Annotated in this window: 10 protein-coding genes; 1 reads left to right on the plus strand and 9 read right to left on the minus strand. The window is 40.9% G+C overall.

The window, feature by feature from the left end; translation table 11 throughout:
- The first annotated feature begins 40 nt into the window (after positions 1 to 40).
- Entirely contained in the window at positions 41 to 2,563 is a 2,523-nt protein-coding gene (locus tag ACJJVX_RS06820; RefSeq protein ID WP_405630939.1) for an EAL domain-containing protein, read from the plus strand.
- Here the strand turns inward: ACJJVX_RS06820 and ACJJVX_RS06825 are convergent.
- From ACJJVX_RS06825 to rpoD, 9 genes are all read right to left on the minus strand, one after another.
- A complete protein-coding gene (locus ACJJVX_RS06825; protein WP_054203047.1) occupies positions 2,542 to 3,351 on the minus strand; it encodes a DUF2797 domain-containing protein in 810 nt (269 codons plus the stop codon). The two genes, ACJJVX_RS06820 and ACJJVX_RS06825, sit on opposite strands and share 22 nt — an antisense overlap.
- A gap of 378 nt (positions 3,352 to 3,729) precedes the next feature.
- Positions 3,730 to 6,240: an EAL domain-containing protein gene (locus tag ACJJVX_RS06830; protein WP_342884242.1), complete on the minus strand. Its 2,511-nt coding sequence runs from the start codon at positions 6,238 to 6,240 to the stop codon at positions 3,730 to 3,732.
- A gap of 107 nt (positions 6,241 to 6,347) precedes the next feature.
- Entirely contained in the window at positions 6,348 to 7,637 is a 1,290-nt protein-coding gene (gene purD / locus ACJJVX_RS06835) for a phosphoribosylamine--glycine ligase (RefSeq protein ID WP_054203049.1), read from the minus strand.
- A gap of 14 nt (positions 7,638 to 7,651) precedes the next feature.
- On the minus strand, positions 7,652 to 8,470 hold the full coding sequence (locus tag ACJJVX_RS06840) for a class I SAM-dependent methyltransferase (RefSeq protein ID WP_054203050.1): 819 nt from the start codon (positions 8,468 to 8,470) through the stop codon (positions 7,652 to 7,654).
- A gap of 107 nt (positions 8,471 to 8,577) precedes the next feature.
- On the minus strand, positions 8,578 to 10,164 hold the full coding sequence (gene purH / locus ACJJVX_RS06845; RefSeq protein ID WP_405630735.1) for a bifunctional phosphoribosylaminoimidazolecarboxamide formyltransferase/IMP cyclohydrolase: 1,587 nt from the start codon (positions 10,162 to 10,164) through the stop codon (positions 8,578 to 8,580).
- Between the two features lie 191 nt (positions 10,165 to 10,355).
- Complete coding sequence (gene fis, locus ACJJVX_RS06850; protein WP_002957804.1) at positions 10,356 to 10,646, minus strand: DNA-binding transcriptional regulator Fis; 291 nt, start codon at positions 10,644 to 10,646, stop codon at positions 10,356 to 10,358.
- Between the two features lie 20 nt (positions 10,647 to 10,666).
- Positions 10,667 to 11,638, minus strand: a complete 972-nt coding sequence (gene dusB / locus ACJJVX_RS06855; RefSeq protein ID WP_170174191.1) for a tRNA dihydrouridine synthase DusB — start codon at positions 11,636 to 11,638, stop codon at positions 10,667 to 10,669.
- Between the two features lie 283 nt (positions 11,639 to 11,921).
- The gene (gene prmA / locus ACJJVX_RS06860) at positions 11,922 to 12,803 is read right to left on the minus strand and encodes a 50S ribosomal protein L11 methyltransferase (protein WP_054203053.1); all 882 of its coding nucleotides are present in this window, start codon (positions 12,801 to 12,803) and stop codon (positions 11,922 to 11,924) included.
- Positions 12,804 to 12,877: 74 nt separating this feature from the next.
- The gene (rpoD, locus tag ACJJVX_RS06865; RefSeq protein ID WP_054203054.1) at positions 12,878 to 14,716 is read right to left on the minus strand and encodes an RNA polymerase sigma factor RpoD; all 1,839 of its coding nucleotides are present in this window, start codon (positions 14,714 to 14,716) and stop codon (positions 12,878 to 12,880) included.
- Positions 14,717 to 14,806: the final 90 nt, after the last annotated feature.

Here is a 14,806-nt window from a genome sequence, read left to right on the forward strand (position 1 = left end):
TTATTATACTTTTCGGTTCGTGCCAAACAAGGAAGCTATGATGCCAAAAAGTAGCCGTTACCAAAAAGTATGTGATGTGTTTACAAATAAGGTTATTTCGTGTCTTAAGCACACGCATCTTATCGAAGCTGTGAGGTTAATGCGAGCACATAATGTCAGTGCTATTTTTGTTCAAGAGCATCGCTCTATTTGTGGAATATGGACAGAAGCTGATTGTATGAAGCTTGATTTTAATAATCCACAAATAAAAAGCGTGGAAATAGCATCAGTAATGTCGAGCCCCGTTATTAGTATTTCGAGCCAGCGATTGCTTAGCGATGCCGCTTTAGTTTTTCATCAATACAGTGTACGACACCTTTTAGTGACAGATGAAAGCGCTCTACCATGTGGCGTGATTAGCATCACGGATATTGTCCGCAATCAAGGTTTGGATCACTATTTACAATTTCGCCCTGTGAATGAGCAATACAGTAAAAATATATCAATAGTGCCTGCAAATATGGGGGTGAGTGAAGCTATAAAGCTAATGTATGAGCGCAACGAAAAAGTTATTTTGGTATTCAATAAGCAGCAAAACGAACATGGCATTATTACCCAGCGTGATTTACTGCATTTAATTATTGAGCATGAAAGTAAGCATTTTTGTTGGGATTTTGCGAGTTGGCCACTTTATCAAATTAGCCCAAAAAATAGTTTGTTTGATGCTTATAGATTAATGTCAGATAACAATGTGCGTCATTTAGTGGTGACTGACACTCAAGAAATTAAAGGGGTTTTATCGCTTGAGCACTTAATTAATGAAATCGAAAGTGCATATTGTAGCGAACTTGAAAAAGTACTCGCACAACGAGACATCGCTCTACAGCATTCACAGCGTAACCTATATCTTGCTAATAAAATAATCGACGCTTCGCTTGATGGCATAATGATCACTCAACAAGATGGCGTAATCATTCAAGTTAATCCGGCCTTTACGACGTTAACAGGTTACCAAGAATATGAGGTAATAGGTAAACAGCCAAAAATCCTCAGTTCAGGTAAGCACGGTAAAAGTTTTTATATAAAAATGTGGCAATCTATTGCGGATAAAGGTGTTTGGCAAGGGGAGATATGTAACCGTAAAAAAAACGGTGATTTATATACTGAATGGCTCAGCATTATTCAAATAAGAGAGCCAAATTGCAGTGAGGTTGTGTATGCAGCAATTTTTAGTGATATTACAGAGCGAAAAAATGCAGAGGAGAAGATAGTTCAACTCGCTTACTTTGATGAGCTAACGGGTTTACCCAATAGACGCTTATTTAATGATAGGTTAAGCATGGCATTGGCAGCTGCACATAGAAATAACGACATGCTTGCCGTAATGTTTATTGATTTGGATCGTTTTAAAGAAATTAACGACAGCTTAGGGCACAGCGCCGGTGATGAATTATTAAAAATGGTGGCTAAACGTTTACAAGCATTGCTATGTGAAGGGGATACGCTAGCACGATTAGGAGGCGATGAATTTGTGGTGTTATGCGAGGTTGATAATATCGCATCGGTGATTAGTTTGGCTGATCAGATACTTAACCATTTGAATATCCCTTTTCAGCTGGAAGGATTGGAGGTGGGCGCAACCGCTTCAATTGGCGCAGCAATTTATCCGGAGGATGGACTCGATAGTGAGACCCTTTTAAAACATGCAGACATCGCAATGTATCGCTCTAAAGAAATAGGGCGTAACTCTTTTCAGCTGTTTAAGTCATCAATGAATGCGCGTTCTTTAGAGCGTTTAGCCATGATGAGTCGTTTTCAGCATGCGCTAGAGAATGATGAATTTGAGTTATACTTTCAACCTAAGCAATGTTTAAAAACACAAACAATAAAAGGCGTTGAAGCATTACTTCGTTGGTATGATCCTACATTAGGGATGATTTCTCCCGCACAATTTATCCCATTAGCGGAAGAGTTAGGCTTAATTGTAAAACTTGATTTGTGGGTGCTAAATAGTGCCGGCATGCAACTGGCATTGTGGCAGCAAAAAGGTATAAAAGCAGGGCGGCTTGCAGTCAACGTTTCTGCGTGTCATTTGAGCCAAGGCAAGTTATCAAAAAGTGTTGAGCAGATGCTAAAGCGTTATAATTTGTCAGGGGACTGTCTTGAAATAGAGTTAACTGAAAGTAGTTTTATAAGTTCCTTTAGTCAGGCGAAAAAACAATTGCAGCAGCTAAAAAAAATGGACGTGCACATTGCGCTTGATGATTTTGGTACAGGGTATTCGGCACTGAGTTACTTAACTAAACTTCCAATAGATACCTTAAAAATAGATGCCAGTTTTATTGCCAAAATACCTGATGAGTATGGCAACAGTGAAGTCGTGGCTGCTATTATAGCGATGGCTACGAGCTTAAATCTATGCGTTGTAGCGGAAGGAGTAGAAAAGCAAACGCAGTATAATTATTTGCAAAGTTTAGGTTGTGATGTAATACAAGGTTATTATTATTGCCGCCCTTTAGCACAGCGGCAATGGTTTGAGTTTTATGCCCAGCTTACCCCAGCTTACCCCAGCGTAACATCGTAAGAGGTGAACTTACGGATGTTTATTACGCCTGTATCAAAGATTAAATACTGCCCTTTGATGCCATTTAAAATACCACTGACAACGGGCTCTTTATCGAAATTAAAGGAGCTAATCTTGGTTGGGTACTCTGTAACAGGGAATTGTAAATCAACAACGTCCTCATTGAGTTGCTCAATGGCTGTTGCGCCAAATAGCTCAGCCAGTTCATTGAGTTTATCTGCAATTTGCGGAATAAGCTCAGCGGCGGCTGCTTTTAAGTCGAGTACATCATTTTGCCCTTTGAGCATGTTGCGCCAATTTGTTTTATCAGCAATAAACTGTGCTAACGCGACTTCGACTAAACCAGATTGTAAGCGTGTTTGCACTTTAAAAATAGGCAGTGCTTGGGTTGCCCCTTGATCAATCCAGCGGGTTGGAATTTGCGTGTGGCGGGTTATGCCGACTTTTAAACCCGATGTATTCGCGAGGTAAACATAGTGGGGGATCATGCAATTTTCTTCACCCCACTGTGGCTCACGACAGGTGCCTTGATCAAAATGACAGGTTTCAGGTTTCATAATGCACATATCGCAGCTAGCAAGCTTGCGCATACACACGAAACAGTGTCCTTGAGAGTAACTTTTTTTAGTTTTTTTACCACAACTCGAACATAAAATTGAACCGTTAAAAGTCAGTGTTAATTGTTTGCCAATATAAGCATTGAGATCAACTAACTCATCACCAATTGGCAGATGATATTGGATCGGCTGAGTTAGCGATGATTTTAATTTTTTAATTGTGCCTTGCATCTTTACGCCCCTAAAGATGTGAAAAAGGGGATTTTAACATGTAATTGCACTGACTGATTATTTAATGTGAATGACAAGGGCGTGTTGATCTTTGTGGATTGAAATTTGTTCAATTCAGGGCCGATTTAATCGCGGCGCGAGGTTTGGAATAGAGTGGGCTCGATAACTGCTCCTGCGTTATTCTACTGGCTCACATCCATGTGAGAATAAGTAAAAACCGAGTAACAAAGAGTTAATCGCCCCTAGGAAGAACCCTTTGGGCAGCGCATGTTTGGCATTTATACTGCGTTATCGCCTATTTATGGGGAACAACCACACTGCATAGGCGCAGCCTTGCCTAAATACCAAATAGACTGCTGCAAAATTAATCACGAAAGGTCAACATGCCCTAAGCCACTGTAAATAATCTGTGATGGGTATGGCTTTGGAATAATAGTAACCTTGGGTATTATTAGCACCCATTTCAATTAGTAATTGATGGGTTCCTTTATCTTCAACGCCTTCTACCGTAACACTTAGCCCTAGATTGTGCGCCATATCAATTGCGGTTTTGACAATCACTTGATGGGATTGATTCGTTGTGAGATCCAATACAAATGATTTATCAATTTTTAAGTTTGAAAAGGTGTAATTAACTAAATAATTTAGTGAAGAGTATCCAGTACCAAAATCATCAAGGATGACGTGAACACCGAGCTTTTGTAGCTGCTCCATAAAACTTTTCATTTGTTGTTGATTCTCAACGAGTGCCGTTTCGGTCAACTCAAATTTAAGCTGTTTAGCAGGTATGTTATACGTTAATAAAGCGTTTTCAATTTTTTCGGCGAGTTTGTTAATACTTAAGTTTTTAGCGCTTAAGTTTACACTAACAGTGTGCTCATTAAAGCCATGCTTATTTAGTTCTACAATATCCTGACACGCTTGTTCTATCACCCATAAAGTAAGCTCATTAATAAGTCCGGTTCGTTCAGCTAATAAAATGAGTTCTTCTATATTAATATGTTGATGCTCAGGCGTTGGCCAGCGCAGCAGTACTTCACTACCAATAACTTGATTGGTACGCACGTTTATTTGTGGTTGATGGTACATTGCTAATTGATTGCTTTTAATTGCTTGTTGTAGCTTTGCAGCAAGCCCTATATCCATCGTGATGTGTGTATTTTGTTGTGAGTTGCTGATATTGCTGGTGCTATTTTTAGCTTGTTTTAAAGTCAGGTAGCCGCGTTGTAAACTAGCTTCAAAATTGCCGTTCGTTTTTGAAAAACTGATCCCTACAGCGTATTTAAGTTGTAAATTTAATCCTTGAACCTCATATTGCTTTGGTAAGCTTTTTACGGTTTTATTTAAACAAAGAGAGAGGCTTTCTCCACTTTGTGTTTTTGTTGAGATACACGCAAATATACCCGTGCCAAGATCGACAATTTTAGAGCTGCTATCTAAATTAAAATCTAGGTTAATAAACTGACGCTCATTACTTAACTGAAGCTCGAGTGCTTTTGCAACGTGGATAATTAGCCCGTTCGCTTGAGATGGGCTTAAAATAGTATTAAGAGAATTAAAATAGCGCAGTTTAATTAAACAGATCGTGTTTGGTCGTTGTTCTTGCTCAAGGTTCATATAAGCTTGCTTTAACATTGCACTATTAAGTAGTTTTGTTTGTTGAGTATGGGTTGCATGATACAGCGCTCGCTCACGTTGATAGCGGACACGATCTGCTAACGCCATTGCCATGAGTATTACTTCACATAAAATAGCCGCTAAAAAAGCATGGCGCGTTGCAAAGCTATAGGGCAATACACCTGTTAACTCTAATGGTTGGATTGCTGCACCAATAATTAGTGGGATCCAAGAAATAACATAAAATTTAGCCCAACGAAAACCACTGCGTAGCTTTTTATAAATCAAAATAATACATACGATATACAGTAAGACTAAAATACCAAAGAACACAGGGGCTGCAATGCTTTCAATAATAAAAAAGCAGCTTACAGCTAAAATAGCCATCAAGCCCAGCAGGAGTAAACTTAGCTTATAACGCCAGCATTGCTCTTTGTGGTAGCGTAAAAACATGGTACAAAATGAAAGTGTGAAAAAAGCAATGGCGTAGTTGCTAACAACAATATATTTGTGAAAAAACAACTGCCAAGAAAGTGGCCATAAATAAAAGCCAAAACCTAGTACGGCACCCATTAAGATTATTGCGCTAATAATGTAACCAATATAGACAAGGTAAACGCGATCACGAATACCAAAAAATAAAACAAGGTTGTACAGTGCTGCCATAATCAAAACACCAACAAAAATTCCCCATATCGCGGTTTGTGAGCGAGTTAACTCCTGAAACTCTGCTTCACCATATAAATTTACGGGGGTTTTACTTATTCCCGTCGTATCAATTTTTAAAACTAGCTTTTGCTTGCTTTGCGCCGGTAGTGATAGGCGAATATGGGGTACGCTGTATTGAAGTAAACTCAGTCCAAGCTCGGTATCACCTAATGTAGTTTGGTGAATAATATTATTGTGTTTATCTAAATGGTAAACGTTTAGCTGATCAACCATGGGGTTATCAAAGTGAGCAACAATTTTCTCTTTGCTGGTACTACGATTATCTAACTCGATAATTAACCAGTAATTACGGCTTTCGAAGTTCCAATCGATCTCATTAAAAGGTTTATAAATCATCGCATCAGGCTGAGTTATTACTTGCTCTAAAGAATGTTTTTTAGTGGGATCAATGAAGTAAGCATATTTTAAATAAATGGCAGTGGTTTTATCTATTGTGTATTTAGTGGGAGTTGCTAGATGGGATGCGTAATTACCTATAACAAAAAGTAGCACGAACAATATAAAAATGGCAATAAAGTGATAGCTAAGAGAATGATGTTTCAATTGTTCGGTTCTTAGAAGGTTTTTGTATTTTTAGTGTAGCATTAAAAAAAGCGCAGTAAACCGCGCTTTTTTTTTAAACAAACTGGTTAGACCTATTTTAGATCTCCCTAGCTTTGAGTTTCGCGGGCAATTGCACGATAAGCAATGTCAGTACGATATTCCATGCCTTCCCAGCTGATTTCATCAATCAGTTGATATGCACGTTGTTGTGCTTGTGTAACTGTATTTCCAAGTGCCGTTGCACACAGCACACGGCCACCGGCAGTCACTACGTTGTCACCGTCTTGTTTAGTCCCAGCATGAAATACTTTTTCATCAGCAGGGTAGCTAACTTTAAGACCATTGATTACATCACCTTTCGGGTAGTTATCAGGGTAACCTTTGGCAGCAAGAACAACACCTACAGCAGCGCGAGGGTCAAACTCAATGGTGGTTTTATCAAGCTCAACACGGTTCGCAGCTTCAATCAACTCAACGAGATCTGATTGTAAACGTAACATCATTGGTTGTGTTTCAGGGTCACCAAAGCGGCAGTTATACTCGATAACTTTAGGCGTACCAGAGCTGTCGATCATCAATCCTGCATATAAAAAGCCAGTGTACGGATGGCCTTCGCTTGCCATTCCTTCTACCGTTGGGGTGATCACTTCGTTCATAATGCGCTGGTGGATTTCGTCAGTAACGACAGGTGCAGGTGAATATGCACCCATACCGCCGGTATTAGGACCAGCATCGCCATTGTAAGCACGTTTATGATCTTGGCTGGTAGCAAACGGTAATACGTTTTTGCCATCAACCATAACAATAAATGACGCTTCTTCGCCGTCTAAGAACTCTTCAATCACTACGCGACTGCCAGCCTCGCCAAAAGCATTCCCCGCAAGCATGTCGCGGATTGCATCTTCAGCTTCAACTTCAGTCATGGCAACAATTACGCCCTTACCTGCAGCAAGGCCGTCAGCTTTAATTACAATTGGCGCGCCTTTTTCTCTTAAGTATGCAAGAGCAGGGTCTATTTGTTCGAAGGTTTGATAATCACCCGTTGGGATCTTGTGACGTGCTAAAAAGTCTTTTGTGAATGATTTAGAGCCTTCAAGCTGTGCAGCGCCTGCCGTTGGGCCAAAAATAGCTAAGCCGTGCTCTCTAAATTTATCAACAACACCCAGTACTAGAGGAATTTCAGGGCCAACAATCGTAAGCTCAACGTTATTTTGTTGTGCAAAGGCGAGTAGGCCATCTAAATCTTCTACTTTAATAGCTACATTCTCAAGCTTTGGCTCAAGAGCAGTACCAGCGTTACCAGGGGCAACAAATACAGTGTTTACTTTGGTGTTTTGAGCAGCCTTAAACGCAAGTGCGTGTTCGCGGCCGCCGCTGCCAATGACTAATACATTCATGGCGAATATCCTATTTAAAGCGGTTTTTTAAATTTCAGCGTCATGCGGTCACTTTCACCAATGGCTTTATACTTGGCGGCATCTTGCTCGCCTAGACGTAAGCTTGGTGGTAGTGTCCATACACCTTTAGGGTGATCAGCTGTATCAAGAGGGTTTGCATTAATATCACTGTCTGCTACCAGTTCAAAACCGGCTTTTTTAGCGATTTCAATAACATAACTTTGCTTCATATAACCTGATGATTTTTGCATTTCATCAGCGCGGTCTTCAGGTAAGCGGTGTTCAACTACGCCTAATGTACCACCTGGTTTTAGAGCTTTATAGAAAGATTGAAATGCACTTACTGCGCCGTCTTTATCTTTACCCATATACCAGTTATGAACATTACGAAAAGTTAATACCATATCGGCACTATCTGCCGGGGCAATGTCTAAGTGAGTAGTAGGGGCAAACTCAGTGATTTTTACTTTACTGAATCGCTCATCTTCGGCTACTTTCTTTTTAAAGCCCGCGAGTGAACGTTGGTAGTAACCAACCGATGAATCAGCAGGGAAATGTGCAGCGTAATAGGTACCTTGCTCTTTCAGTGCTGGCGCTAAAATTTCACTGTACCAGCCGCCGCCAGGTGCAATCTCAACGACTGTCATTGTTGGTTTGAAACCAAAAAACTCCAGTGTTTCTACAGGATGGCGATATTGATCACGCTCAGAGCTGCGCTCACTTGATTTAACAGCATGACTTAATGCTGATTCACTGGCATGGTTATGAGCCAAGGCCATTGTTGAGCTGATCGTAAGGGTGGCAACAAGTAGCGTTTTTAGTGCAAGTTTCATCGTCTGTTCCTTCATATTATAATTTTATAGAGGTTATAGAATAGGCAGAATACGTGAATTTGGTGCAAACAAAAAGAGCTAACTTATGCAGTTAGCTCTTTGTGTGATTAATGGCGGAAGTGACGCATGCCAGTAAACACCATTGCCATACCAGCTTCGTCAGCTGCAGCGATAACTTCTTCATCGCGCATTGAACCACCTGGTTGGATAACAGCTGTAATACCAGCCTCTGCTGCAGCATCAATACCATCACGAAATGGGAAGAATGCATCTGATGCCATAACAGAACCTTTTACTTCAAGGTTTTCATCAGCGGCTTTAATGCCGGCAATTTTAGCTGAGTAAACGCGGCTCATTTGACCTGCACCTACACCAATAGTCATGCCGTCGCGGGCATAAACAATCGCGTTTGATTTAACAAACTTAGCCACTTTCCAGCAAAATAATAAGTCTTTGAGCTCTTGCTCAGTAGGCTGGCGCTTTGACACAACTTTTAAGTCGCCTTGCGTAACCATACCTAAATCACGGTCTTGAATTAGTACGCCGCCGTTAACACGTTTAATATCGTGACCGGTTGCTTTACCCGACCATTGACCGCACTCAAGTAAGCGTACATTTTGTTTAGCTGAAATAATTTGCGCTGCGGCTTCAGACACTTTAGGTGCAATAATTACTTCAACAAACTGACGTGAAACAATCGCTTCTGCGGTGTCTGCATCAAGCTCTTGGTTAAAGGCAATAATGCCACCAAATGCTGAAGTAGGATCTGTTTTAAACGCACGATCGTAAGCTTCAAGGATGTTTTCACCGATTGATACGCCACACGGGTTTGCATGTTTTACGATAACACAGGCTGGCACATCAAATTCTTTCACACATTCAAGCGCAGAGTCTGTATCGGCGATGTTGTTGAACGAAAGCGCTTTACCTTGTAGTTGAATCGCCGTTGCTACTGATGCTTCTTGCACATCGTTTTCAACATAAAAAGCGGCGTCTTGGTGTGAGTTTTCACCGTAGCGCATATCTTGTTTTTTAGTGAACTGCATATTGATAGTGCGTGGGAATTTAGTTTCCTCTGCTGCTTCCTCAGTATAATCAGCAACCATTTTACCAAAGTAGTTAGCGATCATACCATCGTACTGTGCAGTGTGCTCGTAAGCGGCAATGGCAAGATCAAAGCGTGTTTTATACGTTGTTGAACCATTATTGCTTTGCATTTCATTGATCACACGGTCGTAATCTTTCGCGTTTACTACGATAGTCACGTCTTTATGGTTTTTAGCCGCGGCACGAACCATTGTTGGTCCACCGATATCAATGTTCTCAATGGCATCTTCAAGGCTGCAGTTTTCTTGAGCGACAGTATTCGCAAAGGGGTATAAGTTAACTACAACGATATCGATAGCTGAGATATTGTTCTCAGTCATTACGCTTTCATCTTGACCACGACGCGCTAAGATGCCGCCATGAATTTTTGGATGAAGAGTTTTAACGCGACCATCCATGATCTCAGGGTGACCTGTGTGGTCAGATACTTCAGTGACTTTAATGCCATTATCAGCAAGTAATTTACAAGTACCGCCAGTTGATAAGATGTCTACGCCTTGTGATTCAAGAGCGCGAGCAAATTCAACAATACCGGTTTTATCTGACACACTTAGTAGTGCGCGACGAATTGGACGATGTGTATCCATTGTAGTTTGATTACCTCAGTGTTTGAGCTAGCTTAGAAAGGCACTATTTTAACTGAATACCGCTTAAAAAACGATGTTTAAAGAATGAGGATTATGCAATTAGGTGCTTTTTTGAGGATTTTTAAAGATATAAAAAAAGCACCCTAAGGTGCTTTTTTGAACATATGCTGTGATATATCACAGCATATGTATTAGTTCATGCCGTATTTCTTTAGTTTCTTACGTAAAGTACCGCGGTTGATACCTAATAAGATTGCCGCACGTGTTTGGTTACCACGTGTGTAAGTCATTACTTCTTCAAGTAATGGCGCTTCTAGCTCTGAAAGAACAAGGTCGTAAACGTCTTGCACATCTTGACCGTTAAGCTGTTTTAAATAATGATGAACAGCTTTTTTCACTGCATCACGCAATGGCTGCGGTTTCTCGTGTGACTGAACATGAGGGTTAGTGATAAATGGAGAAGTCACGTTTTGTTCGAACATTGTTTATATCTCTTTCTTTCTTAGTTAGCTGCTAGTGTTATAAAGTATTGCTCTAAAGCCTCGATTTGTGCCTGTGGATTCTCGAGGACATTAAATACTCGCCTAAACTGACCATCACTGTCATGGGTTTGCAAATACCAAGATACATGTTTTCGAGCGATACGCGCTCCCATTGGTTCCCCGTAAAACGCATGAAGGTTCACTAAGTGTTCCATCAAAATACCGCGTACTTCCTCAATTGGAGGTACTGGTAAGTGTTTACCAGTTCGCAAATAGTGGTCTATCTCCCTAAATATCCAAGGGCGACCTTGGGCGGCTCGACCAATCATAATGGCATCTGCACCCGTATAGTCTAAAACCTGCTTTGCCTTTTCAGGTGATGTAATATCACCATTAGCAACCACAGGTATCGACACTGAACGTTTTATATCCCTAATAGTAGCGTATTCAGCTTCACCTTTGTACATACATGCGCGTGTACGCCCATGTACGGCCAATGAAGCTATGCCATAACGTTCAGCTATTCTCGCAATCTCTACACCGTTACGGTTGCTCTGATCCCATCCTGTACGGATTTTCAGTGTTACAGGTACATCAACAGCGCTAACCACCGCATCAATAATCTCTTCCACTAAATCAGGAAACTGTAATAGCGCTGAGCCTGCGAGTTTCTTGTTCACTTTCTTAGCTGGGCACCCCATATTAATATCTATGATCTGTGCACCATTACTTACATTGAATTGTGCAGCCTGAGCCATTAGCTCAGGATCAGCTCCTGCGATTTGCACTGCACGTATTCCCGATTCACCGCTATGATCCATACGGTTCATCGATTTTTCGGTTTTCCATACCAAAGGATTTGACGATAGCATTTCAGACACAGCTAGTCCCGCACCTAAGCGGCGACAAAGTTGTCTAAATGGTCTGTCTGTAATTCCCGCCATTGGCGCTACAATTACATTGTTCTCTAACTGATATGATCCGATACGCACTGTATTCAATAGGCCTCTTTTCAAGGGGCGCTAAGTTTACGGTTTTTTTAGCAAAAATCAAAGGCTATAAATTGAACAAAAGTGACTTTTTTTTGACTTTTGTGTATTGACATTTGATAACAGTTTGACGAACGGCTTTATTTGTCTGAATTTCATACAAAACTAATTTACTGCAAGAAAATCATTCTGTTCAGGGTTGTGTAAATAATAGGTAAAGCCTGTTAATTACAGGCTTTAGATGGTGGTTTTGGGTTAATGCTCTAAATGGAGTGATTGCTTCAAATTAAGCTTTTTTAATACCACTTACACGAGTCCACTCACCTTCAACGGCTATTTCATCAAGCGCTAAAAAAGGTGCATAAACATCAGCAACTGACTGTGCCTGTTCTTCTAAGATACCTGACATCGCAATTTTACCGCCTGGTTTTAACAAGCCTAAAATCACACTGTGTAGTTCACGCAGTGGTGCGGCTAAAATATTTGCTACTACTATATCTGCTGTAAATTCAGGCTGATTTTCTGGTAGGTAAACTTCGAGTTTGTCAGCAACGCCATTGCGCTGTGCATTATCAAGGCTTGCTTCGAGCGCTTGTGGGTCGATATCAATACCAATCATGCGCTCTGCACCCAGCTTTATCGCTGCAATACCTAAAATGCCTGAGCCACAACCAAAGTCGACGACGGTTTTACCTGTTAAGTCTTGGCTTTCAAGCCATTTTAAGCATAAAGCGGTTGTAGCATGGGTGCCAGTACCAAATGCAAGACCTGGGTCTAATAGAACGTTTACAGCGTCTGGATCAGGAATATCACGCCAGCTTGGGCAGATCCATAACTTTTCACCAAATTGGATTGGGTGGAAGTTATCCATCCATTCACGTTCCCAGTCTTTGTCTTCAAGCTGCTCAATTTTATAAACTAACGAGTCGTTTATTTCGTCATGGCGTTTTAATAATGCAATCACCGCATTCATATCGTGAGTCGCTTCGAATAAACCAATTACAGTGGTATCGGCCCAGAATACAACAGTGCCGATTTTTGGTTCGTAAATAGGGGTGTCTTTAGCATCAATAAAGGTAACAGACGCACTGCCTGCTTCCATTAATAAGTCACTTACTGCATCAGCTGTTGCAGCATTGGCATTGATACGGATTTGGATCCAAGCCATGATTCTTTCCTGTAAATAGAAAAAAGGCCGCTACAGCGGCCTTTTAAATTTTAATCTGTATTTTTAGCTACTAATTATTTAGCATCTAAGAAGCTTTTCAGTAAGTCAGAGCGAGAAGGATGGCGTAATTTACGCAGTGCCTTCGCTTCGATTTGACGAATACGCTCACGGGTAACGTCAAATTGCTTGCCTACTTCTTCTAGAGTATGGTCGGTGTTCATATCAATACCAAAACGCATACGTAATACTTTTGCTTCGCGGGCGGTAAGGCCGGCTAGTACATCGTTCGTTGCGCCACGAAGGCTTTCCATTGTCGCTGAGTCGATAGGCGAATCAATAGTAGTATCTTCGATAAAGTCACCTAAGTGCGAATCTTCATCATCACCAATTGGCGTTTCCATTGAAATTGGCTCTTTTGCAATTTTAAGTACCTTACGGATTTTATCCTCAGGCATCATCATGCGTTCAGCTAATTCTTCTGGATTTGGCTCACGACCCATTTCTTGTAACATTTGACGTGAAATACGATTAAGTTTATTAATCGTTTCGATCATATGCACAGGAATACGGATTGTACGTGCTTGGTCAGCAATAGAGCGGGTGATTGCTTGACGGATCCACCACGTAGCATAAGTTGAGAACTTATAACCACGGCGATATTCAAACTTATCAACAGCCTTCATCAAACCAATGTTACCTTCTTGGATTAAATCCAAGAATTGTAAACCACGGTTGGTGTATTTTTTTGCAATTGAGATTACAAGACGTAAATTCGCTTCAACCATTTCTTTTTTCGCACGGCGGGCTTTCGCTTCACCAATACTCATACGACGGTTGATGTCTTTAATTCGCTCGATATTTAACCCCGTGCTTTCTTCGATCACACGTAGTTTATTGATACAGCGAATTATCTCAGGCTTCACTTCTTCAAGTTTTGCAGAGTGCTTTTCGTTGGCAGCGATTTCTAAATCAATCCACGATGCATCTGTTTCGTTATTAGCAAAATGCTTAACGAATGTTTTCTTTGGTAATTTGGCAATTTGTACAGCTTGCTTCATGACGATACGTTCTTGAATACGAACGCGATCCATCATTTCACGCATGTTATTTACCATGCGATCAAACTGTTTAGGTATTAATTTGAACGTTCGGAATAATTCGCCGATTTCAAAAATAGCAGCCTGAGAATCAGGATGTGAACGGCCTTTCTTATCGAAGGTTTCACGTGCTTTATTGTAAAGATCGCGAAGATTTTCAAAGTGAACGCGGGCCTCTTCAGGATCTGGGCCGGTATCGACTTCTTCTTCGTCTTCATCATCGTCTTTATCATCATCGTCTTCATCATCAAGCTCTTTTTCGCTTAATTCAGAACCGATATGAGTCGCAGATATAGGCGCTTCATCTTCATTTGGGTCAAAGAAACCAGAGATAATGTCGCTTAGGCGCATTTCTTCGGCTTCAAACTTGTCCCACTGTTCAAGAAGATAAGTAATTGCTTCAGGGTATTCTGCAACCGAGATTTGAACCTGGTTGATCCCTTCTTCAATACGCTTGGCAATAACGATTTCGCCTTCACGGGTTAACAGTTCAACTGTTCCCATTTCACGCATGTACATACGTACCGGATCCGTTGTACGGCCGATCTCTTTATCTACAGTGGCAAGCGCAGCAGCAGCCGCTTCAGCAGCGTCTTCATCTGTTGTCGTTTCTTGCATCATCAATTCATCGGCATCAGGTGCGTTTTCACTAACCTTAATACCCATATCATTGATCATACTAATGATATCTTCTACTTGATCTGAATCGATAATATCTTGTGGAAGGTGATCATTAACTTCTGCAAAAGTTAAATAACCTTGCTCTTTACCTTTTTGAATCAGAAGTTTTAATTGTGACTGAGGAGTTGGATCCATAGAGATTTTTTCTTCCACTCTGATAAGTTGATACAACAGGCGCCAGCTTGCTTATTTAATAAGCCAAGCTAAGTATAATTTGACGCAGTG

The sequence above is a fragment of the Pseudoalteromonas sp. Ld20 genome, assembly GCF_045064175.1.
Taxonomy (GTDB): Bacteria; Pseudomonadota; Gammaproteobacteria; order Enterobacterales; family Alteromonadaceae; genus Pseudoalteromonas; species Pseudoalteromonas neustonica.